Source organism: Streptomyces sp. NPDC098101 (assembly GCF_044760185.1).
Lineage (GTDB): Bacteria > Actinomycetota > Actinomycetes > Streptomycetales > Streptomycetaceae > Streptomyces.
Genome location: NZ_JBIWAS010000002.1, coordinates 1,099,200 through 1,114,558, shown reverse-complemented (window position 1 = coordinate 1,114,558; position 15,359 = coordinate 1,099,200). Strand labels below are relative to the sequence as shown.

The window sequence follows — 15,359 nt, the reverse complement described above, 5'->3', positions numbered from 1 at the left end:
CGCGCGGACGTCGTGGCGACCATGCGACCGGGGAATTTCCCTTCGCGAGGCCGGAGCGAGACCGGTCTGTGATCTTGGTGCCGGTTCCGGGGGCCTTCCTCCCGGTCGCGGCCGGGCTGTCGGTGGGGGGTCGTAGCGTGGTCGGCATGGACATCGAAGCGGTGGAGTGGGCGGTCGTGGAGAGCGGCATCGGGCCGCTCTTCCTCGCCGCGACCGGGCGGGGGCTCGTACGGGTCGGGTTCCACGCGGACGCGGCGCGGCGGGAGGGGATCCCCGACCGGCTGGCGGCCCGGCTCGGCGCGGAGCCGGTGGAGTGCGCCTCGGGGTTGCTCGCGGAGCCGATACGCCGGCTCGGCCGGTACTTCGCGGGCGACCCGGACGGGCTCGACCTGCCCCTGGACTGGAGCCTGACGACCGGGTTCAACCGGCAGGTGCTGCGCGAGCTGGCGACCGGCGTGCCGTACGGGACGGTCGTCGGGTACGGGGAGCTGGCGAGGCGCGTGGGGCAGTCGGGGGCCGCGCAGGCGGTGGGGGCGGCGATGGGCGCCAATCCGCTGCCGGTGGTGGTGCCGTGCCACCGGGTGGTGGAGAGCGACGGCGGGCTCGGCGGCTTCGGGGGCGGCCTGGAGACCAAGCGGCAGCTGCTGGCTCTGGAGGGGGTGCTGCCGGCGCCGCTGTTCTGAGGGGCGCGTGAAGGGGCGGGGGCGTTCTCGTCGGTCGGCGGGGCGTTGCCGACGGAAGGCGGGGGCGTCCCTGTGCGAGAGCAGAGGCGTTCCCGTGCGAGAACAGAGGCGGCCCCGTGCGAGAGCGGGGGCGTTCCCATCAGGTGGGACGGCTGGCACACTCTCGTAAGTGACCCACACCCCCGGCGCCCCTGACGCCACCCTGCCCGGCCGCATACCCGCCCCCGTCACCGCCGCCGATTTGCCGGCGCTGCGCCGGCGCGTCCGGGCCGTGCTGATCGCCACCCAGATCCTCGGCGGCCTCGGCATCGCCATCGGGGTCGCGCTCGCCGCCGTCCTGGCCACGGAGGTCGGCGGCACCGAGGCGCTCGCCGGTCTGGCGTCGACGGCGACGGTGGCCGGTCCGGCGCTGCTCGCCATGCCGCTGGCCGCCCTGATGGCCTCGCGGGGGCGCCGGGCGGGTCTGGTCCTCGCGTATCTGCTCGGGGCGGTGGGCGCCGGTGTGGTGGTGCTCGGGGCGGTCGTCGGGAGCTTCGCCCTGCTGCTCGTCGGGCTCGTCGGCTTCGGCGCCGGTTCCTCGGCGAACCTGGCGGCCCGCTTCGCCGCGGCCGATCTGGCCGAGCCGGACCACCGGGCCCGGGCCATCTCCACGGTGGTGTGGGCGACCACGATCGGGGCGGTGCTCGGGCCGAACGTCGCGTCGCCCGCCGGGAAGAGCGTCGCGGGTCTGGGCATACCGGCCACGGCGGGCGCCTTCGTCTGGGCCGCCGGGGTCTTCGTGCTCGCCGCGGCCGTGGTCGCCCTGCTGCTGCGCCCCGACCCGCTGCTCACCGCCCGCGCGCTGACCGACGCGGACCCGGGCGGGCCTGCGGCGGTCGAGGGACGCTCCCTGCGGGCCGGGATGCGGGCGGTGCGGGAGTCTCCGCGGGCCCGCCTCGCCCTGGTCACCGTCGCGGGCTCGCACACCGCCATGGTGTCGATCATGTCGATGACCCCGGTGGCGCTCACCCACCACGGCGCGGACATCCGGTTGATCGGCCTCGTCATCAGCGGCCACATCGCGGGCATGTACGCCTTCTCGCCGCTGATGGGCTGGCTCTCGGACCGGCTGGGGCGCCTCTCCGTGATCGGGCTCGCGGTCGGGCTGATCGGCACGGCGGCGCTCGTCGCGGGCACGGCCGGGGCGAGCCACGGCCGGGTGGCCCTGGGCCTCTTCGTCCTCGGCCTGGGCTGGTCGGCGGGGCTCGTGTCCGGTTCGGCGCTGCTCACGGACTCGGTGCCGCAGGCCGCCCGGGCCGCCGTCCAGGGGCTCTCCGACTTCATTATGAACACCGCCGCCGGGGTCGGCGGCCTCGCGGCGGGCCTGATCGTCTCGCAGGCGGGCTACGGGCCGCTGAACGCGATCGCCGCCTGTCTGCTGCTTCCGATGGCGGCGCTCGCCCTGCGGAGCGTCCTACGGAAGGCCTGAGCCGGGCCTTCCGGAGGACGTTCCGTCAGCGCGGTGCCGCCGGGGACGAGGCTCCGGCCGCGAGTCGGCGCGGGCTACCCGTGCCGTCGGCCGGGACGGACCAGACCGCTCCCCCGTATCCGTACGCGAGGGTCCGCGCGTCCGTCCACAGCGCCTGGTCGTCGATGCCGCGCCGTTCGGCGACGGGGTGCTCGCGGCCGGTGCGCAGGTCGTACACGTGGAGCCGCCACGGGTCGCGCGGGCCGTCGGAGACCCGCTTCTTGAAGGCGAGCCGGGTGCCGTCCGGGGAGAGCGAGGGGCATTCGACGTTCTCCCGCAGGGCGCGGGCCGACCACTTCTCCATGTCCCCCTCGACGAGGTGGGTACGGCCGTTCGTGGAGACGGTGGCGTAGAAGCGGTTGTCGTCGGCGGCGAAGCTGACGCCCCAGTAGTTGACGTCGGGCGCGTGGTACCGCCGTCCTTCGAGGGTGAGCGGGATCAGCTCCATGTTCTTCACCAGGTAGCCGGTGCGCAGGTCGAGGATCGAGGTCCGGGTGGAGAAGGACGAGCGCGCGTAGGAGTCGCCGGTCGCGAACATCGTCCAGGAGAGCATGTTCCCCGAGGCGGAGACCCGGGCCCGGCTGGGGATGCCCGGCAGGGCGACGCGCCGGATCTCGCGCAGCTTCCGGTCGAGCACGATCGCGTACGAGCGGGCCGGGACGCCCGGCCGCCGCTGGAGGCAGAGGGCGGTGGGGCCGGCCGCGTGGAAGCGGTCGCAGGACGGGCCGCCGGCCGTCCGGCCGCCGGGCGCGGACGGGTCCACGCGCGCGACGCGCCCGCTCGCGGTGTCCCGGGCGTAGAGCGCGCCGGAGCCTCCGGCGAGGACGAAGCCGGGGTCGGCTGTGTCGGTGGCTTCGGTCCGGCCGGAGGCGGCCCGCAGGGTGTAGGCGGTGGCTCCGCCGCCGAGCAGGACGAGGGCGAGCACGATGATCCACACACGCGTGCGCGTGGACGGGCCGCCGGTGGTCGGGGCGTTCATGGTGCGGTCCTCTCGGGAGTGCGCGGGGAGCCGGTCGGCAGCAGGCGGGCGGCGCAGCACAGGGCGGCCGCGAGGGCGACCAGTGCCGCGACGAGTGCCGTCTCCTGTCCGCTCGCGGTCCAGAGGGCGCCGAACGCGACGGCGGCGCCGACCCGGGCGAGGGCCTGCACGGTCTGGAGGAGGGCGAGGCCGCCGGCCTGCCGCCCCTCGGCCAGGAACGGACCGGTCAGGGCCATCAGGACGCCGTCGGTGGCGGCGTAGAAGACCCCGAGCAGGACGAGCACGCCGACGAGGGCGGCCGTGTCGGGCACGGGGGCCAGGAGCAGGCCGTAGGCGAGGAGCAGGGCTCCGTGGCCGTACAGGAACGGCCCCCGGCGTCCGGCGCGGTCGGCGAGCCGGCCGGCCGGGACGGCGAGCAGCAGGTAGACGACGGCCGCGCCGAGCGGCAGGAAGGGGAACCAGGTGGCGTCGAGGGCGAGGCGCCGCTGGAGCAGCAGGTAGAGGAAGGCGTCGCCGATGGTGGCGGCGCCGAGGAGACCGGCGCAGAGCACGATCCGGCGGTACGCGGGCGTACGGAGCGCGGCGAGGAATCCGCCTCCACGCGTGCGTGGAGACGCCGAAGGGTTTCCCGGAGCCGGAACCGGCCCTCGGGAGGATCCGGATGGCTTCCCCCGTCCCGGCGCGCTCCCCCGGCCGGGGACGAGCAGCACCCACAGCAGCACGCCGAAGGCCCCGACGCAGAAGCTGACGGCGAAGACCGCCTCGTACGCCTCGGTCGTCGCCCACAGCAGGGCGACGGCGGCCAGGGGTCCGAGGAGGGCGCCGGTGGTGTCCATGGCGCGGTGGGTGCCGAAGGCGCGGCCCAGGTCCTCGGGCGGGCTGTGCAGGGTGATGAGTGCGTCCCGGGGCGCGGTGCGGACGCCCTTGCCGAGCCGGTCGGCGACGATCGAGGAGGCGAGCGGGCCGGTCGCGCCGCCCGCGAGGAGGAGGCCGAGCCGGGAGCAGGCGGAGAGGGCGTAGCCGAGTCCGGCGATCTGTTTGTGGCGGCCGCCCCGGTCGGCGGTGGCGCCGCCGAGGAGCCGCACGAGCGCGGTGGCGCCGGTGGAGAGGCCGTCGAGGAGCCCGAACTGGAGCGGGGAGAGGCCGAGTCCGAGGACCAGGTAGAGCGGCAGGACGGCCGTCACCATCTCCGAGGAGACGTCGGTGACCAGGCTGACCGCGCCGAGCGCGAGGACGGTGCCGGGGACGCGCCGCCGGGCCCCGGAGGGCCGGGACGGCGCGTCGCGGCGACCTGTGGTCGCGAGGTACATCAGTGGCAGGTGTAGGTCGGTCCGGAGTCCTTCACCTTGTCGTCGGTGCCGACGTACTGCCAGGTGAAGGTGGTGTCGGTGAGGTCCAGCTTGAGGACGCCGTACGGACCGCTGATCCGCTTCTGGCTGTTCGGCTGGACCGTCTCGATGTCGTAGGGCTCGGCGCCGCCCATGCCGCCGACGATCTCGACGATGCCGTTCGCGGTGGCCTTCCCGTTGGGGTCCTGCGGAGCGAAGCGCTCGTAGTGGTGGTCGTGCCCGTTGAGCACCAGGTCGGCCCTCGCGTCGTACAGGATCTTCCAGACGGGCTTGGAGACCGGGTCGTTGCCGTGGCCGCCGGAGGAGTACAGCGGGTGGTGGAAGTAGGCGGCGACGCAGCCCTTGGTGTTCCGCGCGAGGTCGTCCTTGAGCCACTGGATCTGCGCGGCGTCGTCGAAGGAGTTGGAGTCGAGGGCGACGAAGTGCCAGTTGCCGTGGTCGTAGCTGTAGTACGGCTTGCCCTGCGGGTAGGCGATCGAGCCGAAGTACGCCTTGTAGCCCGCGAGCGGACCGGCCGGGTCGTAGGTCTCGTGGTTGCCGGGCACGGGCCGGGTCCTGGCCTTGAAGGCGCCCCAGGTCTTGTCGTAGTAGGCGCGGAAGTCGGAGATCATCGCGTCGTCGTACTGGTTGTCGCCCATCGTCAGGTAGAACGATGGGGCGATCCGCTGGGCGAGCGCGGCGGTCTTGGGGTGGGCGCAGGAACTGCTGGAGGCGGTGCACTGCGCGGCGATGTCACCGGCCGCGACGACGGTGAAGGCGCCGGTGGGCGGGGTCGTGGAGCCGGTGGTGCCGTAGACCTCGACCGTGTAGAGCGAGTAGCCGTACGAGGTGCCGCGGGCGGTCCCGTACACCCGGAGGTGGCGGCCGGTGCCGGTCAGGCCGGTCCAGTCGTCCGTGCCGCCGTTGCCCGCGGTCTCGGTGGCGAGGCGGGTCCAGGTGGTGCCGTCGGCGGAGATCTCGACCCGGTAGGCCTTGGCGTAGGCGGCCTCCCAGACGAGTTTGACGCGGGAGACGGTGGCCGAGGGGCCGAGGTCGACCCGGATCCACTGGGGGTCGGAGCCCTCGGCGCTGGCCCAGCGGGTGGTGGAGACGCCGTCGAAGGCCTTCTCGGGGCCGAAGGTGCCGTCCTCGACGGAGGAGGAGGTGGCGGGCCGGCCCTGGGAGATCAACGCGTCGGCGGCGGCTCCGGCCCGGTCCGGGAGGGCGAGGAGGAGGCCGCCGACGAGCATCAGGACGGCGGTGAGGACGAGGGTGAGGCGGGGGGTGGGGGTGGGGCGCGGTGGGACGGAGGCGTACAGGCGCATACCTGGGCTCCCTGACCTGAGGGGGTGGCGAGAGCTGGACACGGGTGCGTGGACACCACGGTCTCGCCGCGCGGCGCGGACCGGTCTCCGCGCCGGGTGCGCGGGCACGGCGACCGGCCGGGTGGCGATGCGGGCGCCGCACGGCGGGGGTGGTGCTCGGCGGCCGGGTCAGAGCTCTCGCTGAGCGCGTCACGCCCTCGGAGAGGGACGCCGCGCCAAGCCGCCGACCGGGATGCTAGCGGATAGGAAGGTTTCCTACCAGACTCCTGGCGGCGGCTCGCGGACGGGTCTCGACGGGCCGCGAAAAGGCCCGGGAGGCCTCCGGGGCTTCGGAGGATTCCGAGGCTTCGAGGGCCTCGGAAGCTTCAGGGGCCCCAGCGGCTTCAGAGGCCTCAGAGACTGATGTGGTAGGCCTTGCGCAGGGTCTCGTGGACGGTCCAGGTGGTCCGGTCGCCCTCGCGCAGCACGCAGGCGTCGCCGGGGCCGATCTCCAGGGTGTCCCCGCCCTCGACGGCGACGGTCGCCCGCCCGGAGACCACCACGAACAGCTCGTTCGCCTCGGTGTCGGTGACGACGCCGGGCGTGATCTGCCAGATGCCGCGCACCTGCTTGCCGTCGGCGGACTCCCACAGCACCTTGCCCGTCACCTCGGGCGTGCCGGAGACGATCTGGGCGGGGTCGAGGGGCTCCGCTTCGAGCTCCGCGTCGGGGATGTGGACGGCGAAGGAGGGCAGTTCGTGTGTCGTCATGGGCGGTGACTGTAGCGGGAATCCGGGGGCCGTCCGAGACCGGGACCGTCCGTACGGCACGGCTCCCACCAGCGGTGATGCCCGCTCCCGGCGGGGGCGACGGAATCCGCACCGGCGCTCCGGGGCGGCGGCGCAAGGGCGCCGCGGCCGCTCGGGGCGGTCGCCGGGGGCGGTCCGTGACGGATTCCGCAGGGGGCGGTTCCGTGGAGGCCGGAGGGCGCGCGGAAGGAATTGGCAGGAGGTCGCCACCGAGGTTTGCGGGGCTCGTGGGCGCGCCAGGAATGGGACATGTCCACACAGGTGTCCGAAGAGGTACGGGAAGCGCTCCACGAGGGCCGTCCCGTCGTCGCGCTGGAATCGACGCTCATCGCCCACGGCCTGCCGCGCCCGCGCAACCTCGCGGTGGCCCGCGATCTGGAGCGGCTGGTACGGGCCGGGGGCGCCGTCCCCGCCACGATCGCCGTGGTGGACGGCACGGCCAGGGTGGGCCTGGACGAGGCGTCGCTGATACGGATCGCCGAGGACCCGACGGTACGGAAGCTGGGCCACCGCGATCTGGCCCCGGCCCTGGCGACGGGCGCGACCGGCGCGACGACGGTCTCGGCGACGGCCTGGCTGGCGGACGCGGCGGGCGTCCGGGTGTTCGCGACGGGCGGCCTCGGCGGTGTGCACCGCGCGTGGAGCGAGACGCAGGACGAGTCCGCCGACCTGCGGCTGCTCGCCCGGGTCGCCACCACCGTCGTCTGCGCCGGGGTCAAGTCGATCCTCGACGTGCCCGCGACGCTCCAGCGCCTGGAGACGCTGGGGGTGACGGTCGTCGGCTACGGCACGGAGCACTTCCCCGGCTTCTACCTCTCCTCCTCGGGCGAGCCGGTCGACTGGACCCTGCGGACGCCGGAGGAGGTGGCGGGGGTGATGCGCGCGCAGGACCGGCTCGCGGGGCCCCGGGCGGCGCTCGTCGTGGCCAACCCGGTGCCGGAGGCGGAGCAGTTGGACCCCGCGCTGCACGACCGGGTGCTCGCGGACGGCCTGGCGGCGGCGAAGGAGAAGGGGATCACGGGCCAGGCGGTGACGCCGTTCCTGCTCGAATACCTGACGGTCCACACGGAGGGGGCGTCCCTGGAGGCCAACCTGGCGGCGGTACGGGGGAACGTGCGGCTCGCTGCGGGGATCGCGGGGGCGTACGGCGCGGGCATACCTGGCGCGGGAGGTCCGGAAGCGTACGGCGCGGGTATACCCGGCGCGGGAGGGGCGAGCGGCGCGGAGATACGCGGCGGCACGCACGACACGGGGACGTTCGGTGCGGGGACTCACGACACGGGGACGTTCGGTACGGAGGCGCGCGGTACGGAGGCGCACGGCACGGAGGCGCGTGGCGCGGGCGGCCGGTGAGCCGCGCCCGGCGCGCGCTGCTCGTCGTCGGGGACGTGGTCACGGACGTCGTCGCCCGGCACCGGACCCCGCTCGCGCCGGCCACGGACACGGCGGCGGAGATCCGGACCCTGCCCGGCGGCGCCGGGGCCAACGCGGCCTGCTGGGCGGCGCGTTCCGGCGGCGGGGAGGTGCGGCTGCTCGGCCGGGTGGGGACGGACGCGGCCGACTGGCACGAGCGGGCGCTGCGGGCGGCGGGTGTGCGTCCGCTGCTCGTCCGGGATCCGGAGGCGGCGACGGCCACCGTCATCGCGCTCGTGGACGCCTCGGCGGAGCGCACCTTCCTGACCGACAGCGGTGCCGCGCTGCGCCTCTCCCCCGCCGACTGGTCCCCGGAGCTGCTCGACGGCGTGGCCCGGCTGCACCTCTCGGGGTACCTGTTCTTCGCCGACCGGAGCCGGGGGACGGCCCGGCGGGCGCTGCGGGACGCCGGGGAGGCGGGGGTTCCGGTGAGCGTGGATCCGGCCTCGGCGGGGTTCCTGGGGGAGCTGGGCGCCGACCGGTTCCTCGCGGCCGCGGAGGGCGCCGAGGTGCTGCTGCCCAACGCCGACGAGGCCCGGACGCTCACCGGGCGCGCCGCACCGGAGCGGGCGGCGGCGGAGTTGAGCCGGCGCTTCCCGCTGGTCGTGGTCACCCTCGGGGCGGCGGGCGCGCTGGTCGCGGAGGGCGGCGCGGTCACCGCGCGGGTGGCGGCGCCTCCGGTGCGGCCGGTGGACTCGACGGGCGCGGGCGACGCGTTCACCGGGGCGTTCCTGGCGGCCCGGCTCGCGGGCGCGGACCCGGCGGAGGCGGCGGAGGCGGGGTGCGGGGCGGGTGCGGAGGCGGGGTGCGGGGCGGGTGCGGAGGCGGTCGCCGTGGTGGGCGGCAGACCGGCGGCTCCGCCGGTGGGCGACTCCTGAGGCCGGCGCGTCCCGCGCCTACTCCCCCAGGCCCGTCCAGGCCGGATGGCGCGGGTCGTCGGCGCGCACGACGACGTCGGCCGCCTCCTCCGGGTCGACCTCCGTCGCGTACCGGGCGAAGGCGGGAAGCGTCCAGGCCTCCTCCGTGCGCCGGGCGAGGGCGGCGGGCGAGAGCCGCAGGTGCACGGCGAGGTCGAAGGGGAACCAGTGGCCGAGCAGAAAGGGGCCGTGCAGGACGAGGACGCCGCCGGGCGGCAGCGTGGCGTACGGGCTGCGGGTCGCCCGGTCCGTGACCGGGTCCCACAGGTCGGGCAGCACGCGTCCGGTGCCGCCGGGCTCCAGCGGGCCGAAGACCTCCCGCCACAGGGCCCCGGTGTCGGTCCATCCGCCGTAGTACGCGTCGGGGTCCCGCTTGCCGTACTCGTACCGGAGCGAGGCGGGCCGCAGGAAGCCGTCCGTGCCCGCCAGGTGGACGGGGCGCCCGCGCGCCCGCAGGGCCTCGGCCAGCGCGGCGGCCAGTTCGGCGCCGGGCGCGGCGGGCGGCCCGTCGATGCCGACCTTGAGCCACGCGCCGCCGTCACCGGGAGCGGCCGCGTCGACATGCCCGGCAAGCACCTCCGCCATCCGGTCCCAGGTGATCGCCTCGTACCGCATCCCCCTACTCCGCCCGCGCGTCCACCGGAACCGGACCGTCGTCACCGGGTCCGCGCGGCGGTGCGCCGGGCCGGTCGGCGAGGGCCCGCGCGGCGGCCTTCCCGGCGAGGGCCCGCGCGGCGGCCTTCCCGGCGAGGGCGTCCGCGTCCCGGGGCGGCGGCGGTACGAGCCGGTCGGCGAGGATCTCCGTGCGTACGGTGACGAGGCGGAAGCAGTCGTGCAGGGCGGGCCGGGGCACGAGGCCGGCCTTCAGGACCTCCTCGGTCGCCGTGAGCCGTCTCCGCCGGACGACGAGCGCGTCCACGCGCTCGCGCGCCTCCCGGGGCAGGGCCGTCCACAGTTCGTGCGGGGTCATGGCTTGACCTTGTCACTGGCGTCACCGTTTGACCATCGGATTCATGGACACCACCACACCCACCAGGGTCGTCGTCGTCACGGGCGCGGGCACCGGCATCGGCCGGGCCACCGCGCGGGCCTTCGCCGGGCAGGGGGCGACCGTCGTCGCCGTCGGCCGCAGGGCGGAACCGCTGCGGGAGACCGCCGGGGACCGGCCCGGGATCCACCCGTTCGCCGCCGACGTCACGGCGGAGGGCGCCCCCGAGGAGATCGTCCGGGCCGCCCTGGCCGCCCACGGCCGCCTCGACGTCCTCGTCAACAACGCCGGGATCTCCACCGGCGGCCCGCTCGACACCCTCGACCGCTCCGTGATCACCCCGCTCCTGGAGACGAACCTCGTCGCCCCGACACTGCTCACCCGGGCCGCCGCCCCCGCGCTCCGGGAGTCCCGGGGCGTGGTGGTGAACGTGTCGACGACCGTGGGCCGGCGCGGCTGGCCCGCCAACTCCTTCTACCCGGCGACCAAGAGCGCCCTGGAGACCCTGACCCGCTGCTGGGCGGTGGAGCTCGCGCCGGCCGGCGTCCGGGTGGTGGCGGTCGCCCCCGGACCGGTCGACACCCCGATCGGCCTGCACGCGGGCCTGTCCCCGGAGCGGTTGGAGGAGGTGCGGGCCTGGCAGCTCGCGCACGTCCCGCTGGGGCGGCTCGGCAGGCCCGAGGAGGTCGCGTGGGCGATCACGTCCCTCGCCGCGCCCGAGGCCTCCTTCACGACCGGCACGGTGCTGTCCGTCGACGGGGGTGCGCTGGTCTTCTGAACGGCGGTGCGCCGGGCCGTGGTACGACTGTGCGGGGAGGTGGCGTCCTTGCGCATCGGCGAACTGGCCCGGCGGACCGGGGTGTCGGCCCGGGCCCTGCGCCACTACGAGCAGGCGGGTCTGATCGCGTCGTCCCGGGCGGCCAACGGCTACCGGCTGTACGAGGAGGGCGCCGTCACGCGGGTGGCGAACATCCGGTACCTGCTGGACGCCGGGCTCACCCTGGACGACGTCTCCGCCTTCCGCTCCTGCCTGGACGGGGACGTGTCCTCGGCCCCGCCGTCCGCCCGCGGGCTCGAGATCGCCCGCGAGCGGCTGGCCGTGCTCGACGCGCGGATCGCGGCGCAGACTGCGGCTCGCGACCGCCTGGCGAAGGCCCTGGAGGCGGAGTCGGTCAGGACGTGAGGCCGACGGCCACGACGGGTCCCGACCCCGCGCCCGAGCCCACCCCTGGCCCCGACTCCGCGCCCGAACCCGACCCCACCACCGACCTCGACTCCGCGCCCGAACCCGCACCCGCACCAGGTCCAGGTCCAGGTCCAGAGCCCGACTCCGCCCCCGATTCCCGCTCCGCCCCGGCCCGTTCGAACTCCGCCCGCCCCGCCGCGACCGCCTCTCCGAGCGTCAGCTCCCCGGCCGCCAGCGCCCGGCACGTCGCCGCGTCGGTCCGCAGCCGGGCGTCGGGGGACTCCACCGGGCCGTCCCCGTACGCGACGTCGCCGCCGGCCCCGACGCGTACGTGGAACACCCCCTCGTCCAGGGTGACCTGGACGGTCCCCGGGCCCTGCTCCGCGAGCGTCCCGAGGAGCGGGATCGCGTACCAGTGCGCGCGCACGGCATCGGTCGGCCGCGGTTCTCCCAGGTCGGGCGTCCCCCACGCGGCGAGGGCGCGCAGGACGGGCAGCAGGTCCCGGCCGCGCGGAGTGAGCTCGTACACGAACGCCGAGGCGGGCGGGGGCAGTCGGCGGCGGGTGACGAGCCCGGTGGCCTCCATGTCCTTGAGGCGGCCGGCCAGCATGTCCGTGCTGACGCCGGGCAGGTCGGCGTGGAGGTCGGTGTAGCGGCGCGGCCCGGCGAGGAGTTCGCGGACGACGAGCAGGGTCCAGCGGTCTCCGACGAGGTCGAGGGCGCGCGCGGCGGCGCAGTGCTGGTCGTAGCTGCGGCGTGTCTGACGTGGCATACGCCGCAGTCTAGACATGTCGTTGGACTTTCCAAGCTCGAACTTGGTAAAACCAAGCAACAACGAGCGGTGCTGATTCCGGGAACTGGGGAGGTCGGACATGGAGTTCCGGCAGTCGAGCAAGCTGAACGAGGTCTGCTACGAGATCCGCGGCCCGGTGATCGAGCACGCCAACGCCCTGGAGGAGGCGGGCCACAGCGTCCTGCGCCTCAACACGGGCAACCCGGCCCTCTTCGGCTTCGAGGCGCCCGAGGAGATCGTCCAGGACATGATCAGGATGCTTCCCAAGGCCCACGGCTACACCGACTCGCGCGGCATCCTCTCCGCCCGCCGCGCGGTGGCCCAGCGCTACCAGGAGATGGGCCTCCCCGAGGTCGACGTGGACGACGTCTTCCTCGGCAACGGCGTGTCCGAGCTGGTCTCCATGGCCGTGCAGGCCCTCCTGGAGGACGGCGACGAGGTCCTGATCCCCGCCCCCGACTTCCCGCTCTGGACCGCCGCCACCACCCTCGCGGGCGGCAAGGCCGTGCACTACCTCTGCGACGAGTCGGCCGACTGGTACCCGGACCTCGACGACATGGCGTCGAAGATCACCGATCGGACCCGGGCCGTCGTGATCATCAACCCCAACAACCCCACCGGCGCGGTCTATCCGAAGGAGATCGTCGAGGGCATCCTCGACCTCGCCCGCCGCCACGGCCTGATGGTCCTCGCGGACGAGATCTACGACCGGATCGTCTACGACGAGGCCGTCCACTATCCGGCCGCCTCCCTCGCCGACGACCTGGTGATCCTCACCTTCGGCGGCCTCTCCAAGACCTACCGGGTGGCGGGCTTCCGCTCCGGCTGGCTGGTCGTCACCGGCCCGAAGCGGCACGCCGCGAACTACCTGGAGGGCCTCACCATGCTGGCCTCCATGCGCCTGTGCCCCAACGCCCCCGCCCAGTACGCCATCCAGGCCGCGCTCGGCGGCCGCCAGTCGATCCACGAGCTGACCGCCCCGGGCGGCAGGCTGCGCGAACAGCGCGACCGGGCCTGGGAGAAGCTCAACGAGATCCCCGGCGTCTCCTGCGTGAAGCCCAAGGGCGCCCTCTACGCCTTCCCGCGCCTCGACCCGGCCGTGCACAGGATCCACGACGACGAGAAGTTCGTCCTCGACCTGCTCCTGCGGGAGAAGATCCAGGTCGTCCAGGGCACCGGCTTCAACTGGCCGCGCCCGGACCACTTCCGCATCCTCACCCTGCCCTACGCCGACGACCTCGACGCCGCGATCAGCCGCATCGGCCGCTTCCTGAGCGGATACCGGCAGTAGCGGACACGGGCGGTGACGTCCGCCCTCCCGGCTGTCATGATCAAGGGGTCGAACGGCCGAGGGAACGGGAGGGCTGCCGGTCATGGACGCCGCACTGATAGCCGTGGCGGGCACCCTGCTGGGTGTCGTCTTCACGCACTGGTTCCAGGGGCGGGCCGCCGAGCGCACGGCCTCGCTCGCCCGGTCCGAACAGCTCCGGCAGGAGCGGATCGCGACCTACAGCGCCTTCGCCGGCGCGGTCGTCGACTACCGGCACAGCCAGAACGACCGCTGGTTCCGGGCGGCCGAGGAGCCCGGCTCGGAGGAGGCGGAGGAGTCCCGCTACGCCTCCTACCGGCAGCGCACCGCCGCCCGGCAGGCCCTCTTCCGCGTCCAGTTGGTGTGCGACGACCCCGAGACCCGGCGCCTGGCCGAGAAGGCCTTCGAGGAGACCCACTGTATGCACGAGGCGGTGGGGACCGCGGACCGCGCCCACCGCTCCGAGCGGGCGAAGGAGGCCCTCGCCCTGTTCGTCGCCGCCGCCGCGCCCGGCGTCCGCTGACGGGGACGGACGTGGACCTCGTCGCACCGGTCGTCGTCGAGCCGCTCAGGAGCCGCCGCTGCTCGGAGTGCCGCCGGGGGCCGCTGGAGCGGATGATCCTGGAGTTCAACGCACCGGTCTGCCTGGACTGCGCCGACCTCGGGCACCTGGTCTTCCTGCCCCGGGGCGACACGGCCCTCACCCGCCGCGCCCGCGAGGGCAGCACCCTCTGGGCGGTGGTGGTACGGCACAACCGGCGCCGCACCCGGTACGAGCGCCGGGGCCTCCTCGTCGAGGAGGCGGCGCTGGCCGAGGCGGAGCGGACCTGTCTGGCGGACGCGGAGGCGCGCGCCAGGCGGCGGGCCCGGGACGCGGAGCGGCGCGCGGCCCTCGACGCCGAGGTCACCGCGGCCCTCCGGGCGGAGATCCTGCGGCTCTTCCCGTCCTGCCCAGCGGACCGGGCCGGCGAGATCGCCGCCCACGCCTCGGCGAAGGGCAGCGGGCGGGTGGGGCGCACGGCCGCGGGCCGCTCGCTCGACCGCGGCGCGGTGACCGCCGCGGTACGGGCCGGCGTACGGCACGTGGACACCCCGTACGACACCCTGCTGATGCAGGGGGTGCCCCGTCACCAGGCCCGGACGAGGGTCGCGCCCGCCATCGAGGCGGTGCTCCGGGCCTGGCGGGGCGGCGGGGACGTGCGCGGCTGACGGCTCGGGCGTCCGTACGCGCCGGTCCCGCCGCGCGAGCCGTTCCCTCAGGCCCGGTCGCCGGTGCGTCGGGCGCGGCGGTACAGCAGGGCGCCGCCGAGGAGCAGCGCGGCGCTCGCCGGGGCGGCGAAGCCGAGGGCGTCCGACGAACCGGTGTGGGCCAGCGCGGCCTCGCCCGTCACGCCCTGCGGCGCGGGGGCCGGGGCGGGCACGGGGGCGGGCGGCACGGTCTGCGGGGCCGGGATGTTCCGCACGGGGGTCTGCGGGCGGGGCGTCGGCTTCTCGATCGGCTGGGTCGGCTTCGAGGGGCCGTTGACCGCGGTGTTGCCGAAGGCCGGGTTGCCGATGCCGACCACGTTGACCGAGTTCCCGCTGACGTTCACGGGGACGTCGACGGGGAGCTGGAGGCCGTTCCCGGAGAGCACGCCGGGCGATCCCTCGGCGTGGCCCTCGGCGGTGGAGCCGCCGCCGTTGGAGGAGCCGCCGCTCTGGGAGCCGCCTCCGGAGCCGCCCTGCTCTCCGCCGCGCGGGGTGCCGGGCTCGTCCTTGTGGGAGTGGGAGCGGCCGTCGTCGTCCGATCCGTAACCCGTCGGCCCGTCCGAGACGTTGGCGCAGCCGTTGCCGAAGGCCGGGTTGAGCAGGCCGACGACGTTGACCGTGTTGCCGCAGACGTTGACCGGCACGTGCACCGGCAGCTGAACCGTGTTGCCGGAACCGACTCCCGGCGAACCGACCGCGGCGCCCTGGGCGCCGGCGTCGGCGTGCGCGGCGCCCGCCGAGAGGGCGAGCGCCCCGCCCGTGACCAACAGTGTGGCCAGACCACTTCGGCGAATCTGCCTCATGGCTTCCTGCCTTCCGGAGGTGTGCACGGGCAGTTGCCCGTACCCGAATCAACGCGGCGGACGTGTGCGCCGGATCCGGCCCCCGGAGGGTT

General features: G+C 75.2%; 15 protein-coding genes and 2 pseudogenes. 9 read left to right on the top strand and 8 right to left on the bottom strand.

The window, feature by feature from the left end:
* Window positions 1–146 precede the first annotated feature (146 nt).
* Both ACIQVI_RS12040 and ACIQVI_RS12035 read left to right on the top strand, forming a co-directional pair.
* The gene (locus tag ACIQVI_RS12040; protein ID WP_403594203.1) at window positions 147–683 is read left to right on the top strand and encodes a methylated-DNA--[protein]-cysteine S-methyltransferase; all 537 of its coding nucleotides are present in this window, start codon (window positions 147–149) and stop codon (window positions 681–683) included.
* 169 nt (window positions 684–852) lie between these two features.
* Entirely contained in the window at window positions 853–2,151 is a 1,299-nt protein-coding gene (locus ACIQVI_RS12035; RefSeq protein ID WP_403594200.1) for an MFS transporter, read from the top strand.
* Window positions 2,152–2,176: 25 nt separating this feature from the next.
* Here ACIQVI_RS12035 and ACIQVI_RS12030 read toward each other — a convergent pair whose 3' ends face one another.
* The 4 genes from ACIQVI_RS12030 to ACIQVI_RS12015 form a co-directional block, all read right to left on the bottom strand.
* Window positions 2,177–3,169 carry a hypothetical protein gene (locus ACIQVI_RS12030; protein ID WP_403594198.1) on the bottom strand — a complete coding sequence of 331 codons (993 nt, stop codon included), beginning with the start codon at window positions 3,167–3,169 and terminating at the stop codon, window positions 2,177–2,179.
* Window positions 3,166–4,479, bottom strand: a complete 1,314-nt coding sequence (locus tag ACIQVI_RS12025) for an MFS transporter (protein WP_403594195.1) — start codon at window positions 4,477–4,479, stop codon at window positions 3,166–3,168. The genes ACIQVI_RS12030 and ACIQVI_RS12025 overlap by 4 nt, the downstream gene beginning before the upstream one ends.
* Complete coding sequence (locus tag ACIQVI_RS12020; protein WP_403594191.1) at window positions 4,479–5,822, bottom strand: discoidin domain-containing protein; 1,344 nt, start codon at window positions 5,820–5,822, stop codon at window positions 4,479–4,481. The genes ACIQVI_RS12025 and ACIQVI_RS12020 overlap by 1 nt, the downstream gene beginning before the upstream one ends.
* Before the next feature lie 392 nt (window positions 5,823–6,214).
* On the bottom strand, window positions 6,215–6,571 hold the full coding sequence (locus ACIQVI_RS12015; RefSeq protein ID WP_351973884.1) for a cupin domain-containing protein: 357 nt from the start codon (window positions 6,569–6,571) through the stop codon (window positions 6,215–6,217).
* A 288-nt stretch (window positions 6,572–6,859) separates the two neighbouring features.
* Between ACIQVI_RS12015 and ACIQVI_RS12010 the strand changes: the two are divergent.
* Window positions 6,860–7,762 (top strand): annotated as a pseudogene (locus tag ACIQVI_RS12010) (pseudouridine-5'-phosphate glycosidase); the annotation flags it as partial.
* Between the two features lie 197 nt (window positions 7,763–7,959).
* Window positions 7,960–8,901 (top strand): carbohydrate kinase family protein, encoded by a 942-nt coding sequence (locus tag ACIQVI_RS12005; RefSeq protein ID WP_403594187.1) that lies wholly within the window; start codon window positions 7,960–7,962, stop codon window positions 8,899–8,901.
* A gap of 18 nt (window positions 8,902–8,919) precedes the next feature.
* On the opposite strand, the gene ACIQVI_RS12000 is transcribed toward ACIQVI_RS12005, so the two are convergent.
* Window positions 8,920–9,555 carry a uridine kinase gene (locus ACIQVI_RS12000; protein WP_403594184.1) on the bottom strand — a complete coding sequence of 212 codons (636 nt, stop codon included), beginning with the start codon at window positions 9,553–9,555 and terminating at the stop codon, window positions 8,920–8,922.
* Between the two features lie 4 nt (window positions 9,556–9,559).
* Window positions 9,560–9,910 (bottom strand): hypothetical protein, encoded by a 351-nt coding sequence (locus ACIQVI_RS11995; RefSeq protein ID WP_403594181.1) that lies wholly within the window; start codon window positions 9,908–9,910, stop codon window positions 9,560–9,562.
* Window positions 9,911–9,953: 43 nt separating this feature from the next.
* Between ACIQVI_RS11995 and ACIQVI_RS11990 the strand changes: the two genes are divergently transcribed.
* Window positions 9,954–10,706, top strand: coding sequence for an SDR family NAD(P)-dependent oxidoreductase (locus ACIQVI_RS11990; protein ID WP_403594178.1), 753 nt, complete (start codon window positions 9,954–9,956; stop codon window positions 10,704–10,706).
* A gap of 48 nt (window positions 10,707–10,754) precedes the next feature.
* Window positions 10,755–11,111: a MerR family transcriptional regulator gene (locus tag ACIQVI_RS11985; RefSeq protein WP_403594175.1), complete on the top strand. Its 357-nt coding sequence runs from the start codon at window positions 10,755–10,757 to the stop codon at window positions 11,109–11,111.
* A 169-nt stretch (window positions 11,112–11,280) separates the two neighbouring features.
* On the opposite strand, the pseudogene ACIQVI_RS11980 reads toward ACIQVI_RS11985, so the two are convergent.
* Window positions 11,281–11,886, bottom strand: a pseudogene (locus tag ACIQVI_RS11980) (winged helix-turn-helix transcriptional regulator); the annotation flags it as partial.
* 100 nt (window positions 11,887–11,986) lie between these two features.
* On the opposite strand from ACIQVI_RS11980, the gene ACIQVI_RS11975 reads away from it, so the two are divergent.
* The 3 genes from ACIQVI_RS11975 to ACIQVI_RS11965 all read left to right on the top strand — a co-directional run bounded on the left by ACIQVI_RS11975 (window position 11,987) and on the right by ACIQVI_RS11965 (window position 14,425).
* The gene (locus ACIQVI_RS11975; protein WP_351974137.1) at window positions 11,987–13,198 is read left to right on the top strand and encodes a pyridoxal phosphate-dependent aminotransferase; all 1,212 of its coding nucleotides are present in this window, start codon (window positions 11,987–11,989) and stop codon (window positions 13,196–13,198) included.
* Window positions 13,199–13,280: 82 nt separating this feature from the next.
* Window positions 13,281–13,739 (top strand): hypothetical protein, encoded by a 459-nt coding sequence (locus tag ACIQVI_RS11970; RefSeq protein ID WP_053648886.1) that lies wholly within the window; start codon window positions 13,281–13,283, stop codon window positions 13,737–13,739.
* A gap of 11 nt (window positions 13,740–13,750) precedes the next feature.
* Window positions 13,751–14,425: a DUF2293 domain-containing protein gene (locus ACIQVI_RS11965; protein ID WP_403594170.1), complete on the top strand. Its 675-nt coding sequence runs from the start codon at window positions 13,751–13,753 to the stop codon at window positions 14,423–14,425.
* A gap of 47 nt (window positions 14,426–14,472) precedes the next feature.
* Here the strand turns inward: ACIQVI_RS11965 and ACIQVI_RS11960 are convergent, their stop codons facing one another.
* Window positions 14,473–15,267 carry a chaplin gene (locus ACIQVI_RS11960; protein WP_403594166.1) on the bottom strand — a complete coding sequence of 265 codons (795 nt, stop codon included), beginning with the start codon at window positions 15,265–15,267 and terminating at the stop codon, window positions 14,473–14,475.
* Between the last annotated feature and the right edge of the window lie 92 nt (window positions 15,268–15,359).

Excerpts from the sequence above, each read along its gene's own strand:
- ACIQVI_RS11960 (WP_403594166.1), bottom strand. The coding sequence starts at position 15,267 with ATGAGGCAGATTCGCCGAAGTGGTCTGGCCACACTGTTGGTCACGGGC.
- ACIQVI_RS12000 (WP_403594184.1), bottom strand. The coding sequence starts at position 9,555 with ATGCGGTACGAGGCGATCACCTGGGACCGGATGGCGGAGGTGCTTGCC.
- ACIQVI_RS12040 (WP_403594203.1), top strand. The coding sequence starts at position 147 with ATGGACATCGAAGCGGTGGAGTGGGCGGTCGTGGAGAGCGGCATCGGG.
- ACIQVI_RS11995 (WP_403594181.1), bottom strand. The coding sequence starts at position 9,910 with ATGACCCCGCACGAACTGTGGACGGCCCTGCCCCGGGAGGCGCGCGAG.
- ACIQVI_RS11975 (WP_351974137.1), top strand. The coding sequence starts at position 11,987 with ATGGAGTTCCGGCAGTCGAGCAAGCTGAACGAGGTCTGCTACGAGATC.
- ACIQVI_RS12015 (WP_351973884.1), bottom strand. The coding sequence starts at position 6,571 with ATGACGACACACGAACTGCCCTCCTTCGCCGTCCACATCCCCGACGCG.
- ACIQVI_RS12025 (WP_403594195.1), bottom strand. The coding sequence starts at position 4,479 with ATGTACCTCGCGACCACAGGTCGCCGCGACGCGCCGTCCCGGCCCTCC.
- ACIQVI_RS11990 (WP_403594178.1), top strand. The coding sequence starts at position 9,954 with ATGGACACCACCACACCCACCAGGGTCGTCGTCGTCACGGGCGCGGGC.
- ACIQVI_RS11970 (WP_053648886.1), top strand. The coding sequence starts at position 13,281 with ATGGACGCCGCACTGATAGCCGTGGCGGGCACCCTGCTGGGTGTCGTC.
- ACIQVI_RS12020 (WP_403594191.1), bottom strand. The coding sequence starts at position 5,822 with ATGCGCCTGTACGCCTCCGTCCCACCGCGCCCCACCCCCACCCCCCGC.
- ACIQVI_RS12030 (WP_403594198.1), bottom strand. The coding sequence starts at position 3,169 with ATGAACGCCCCGACCACCGGCGGCCCGTCCACGCGCACGCGTGTGTGG.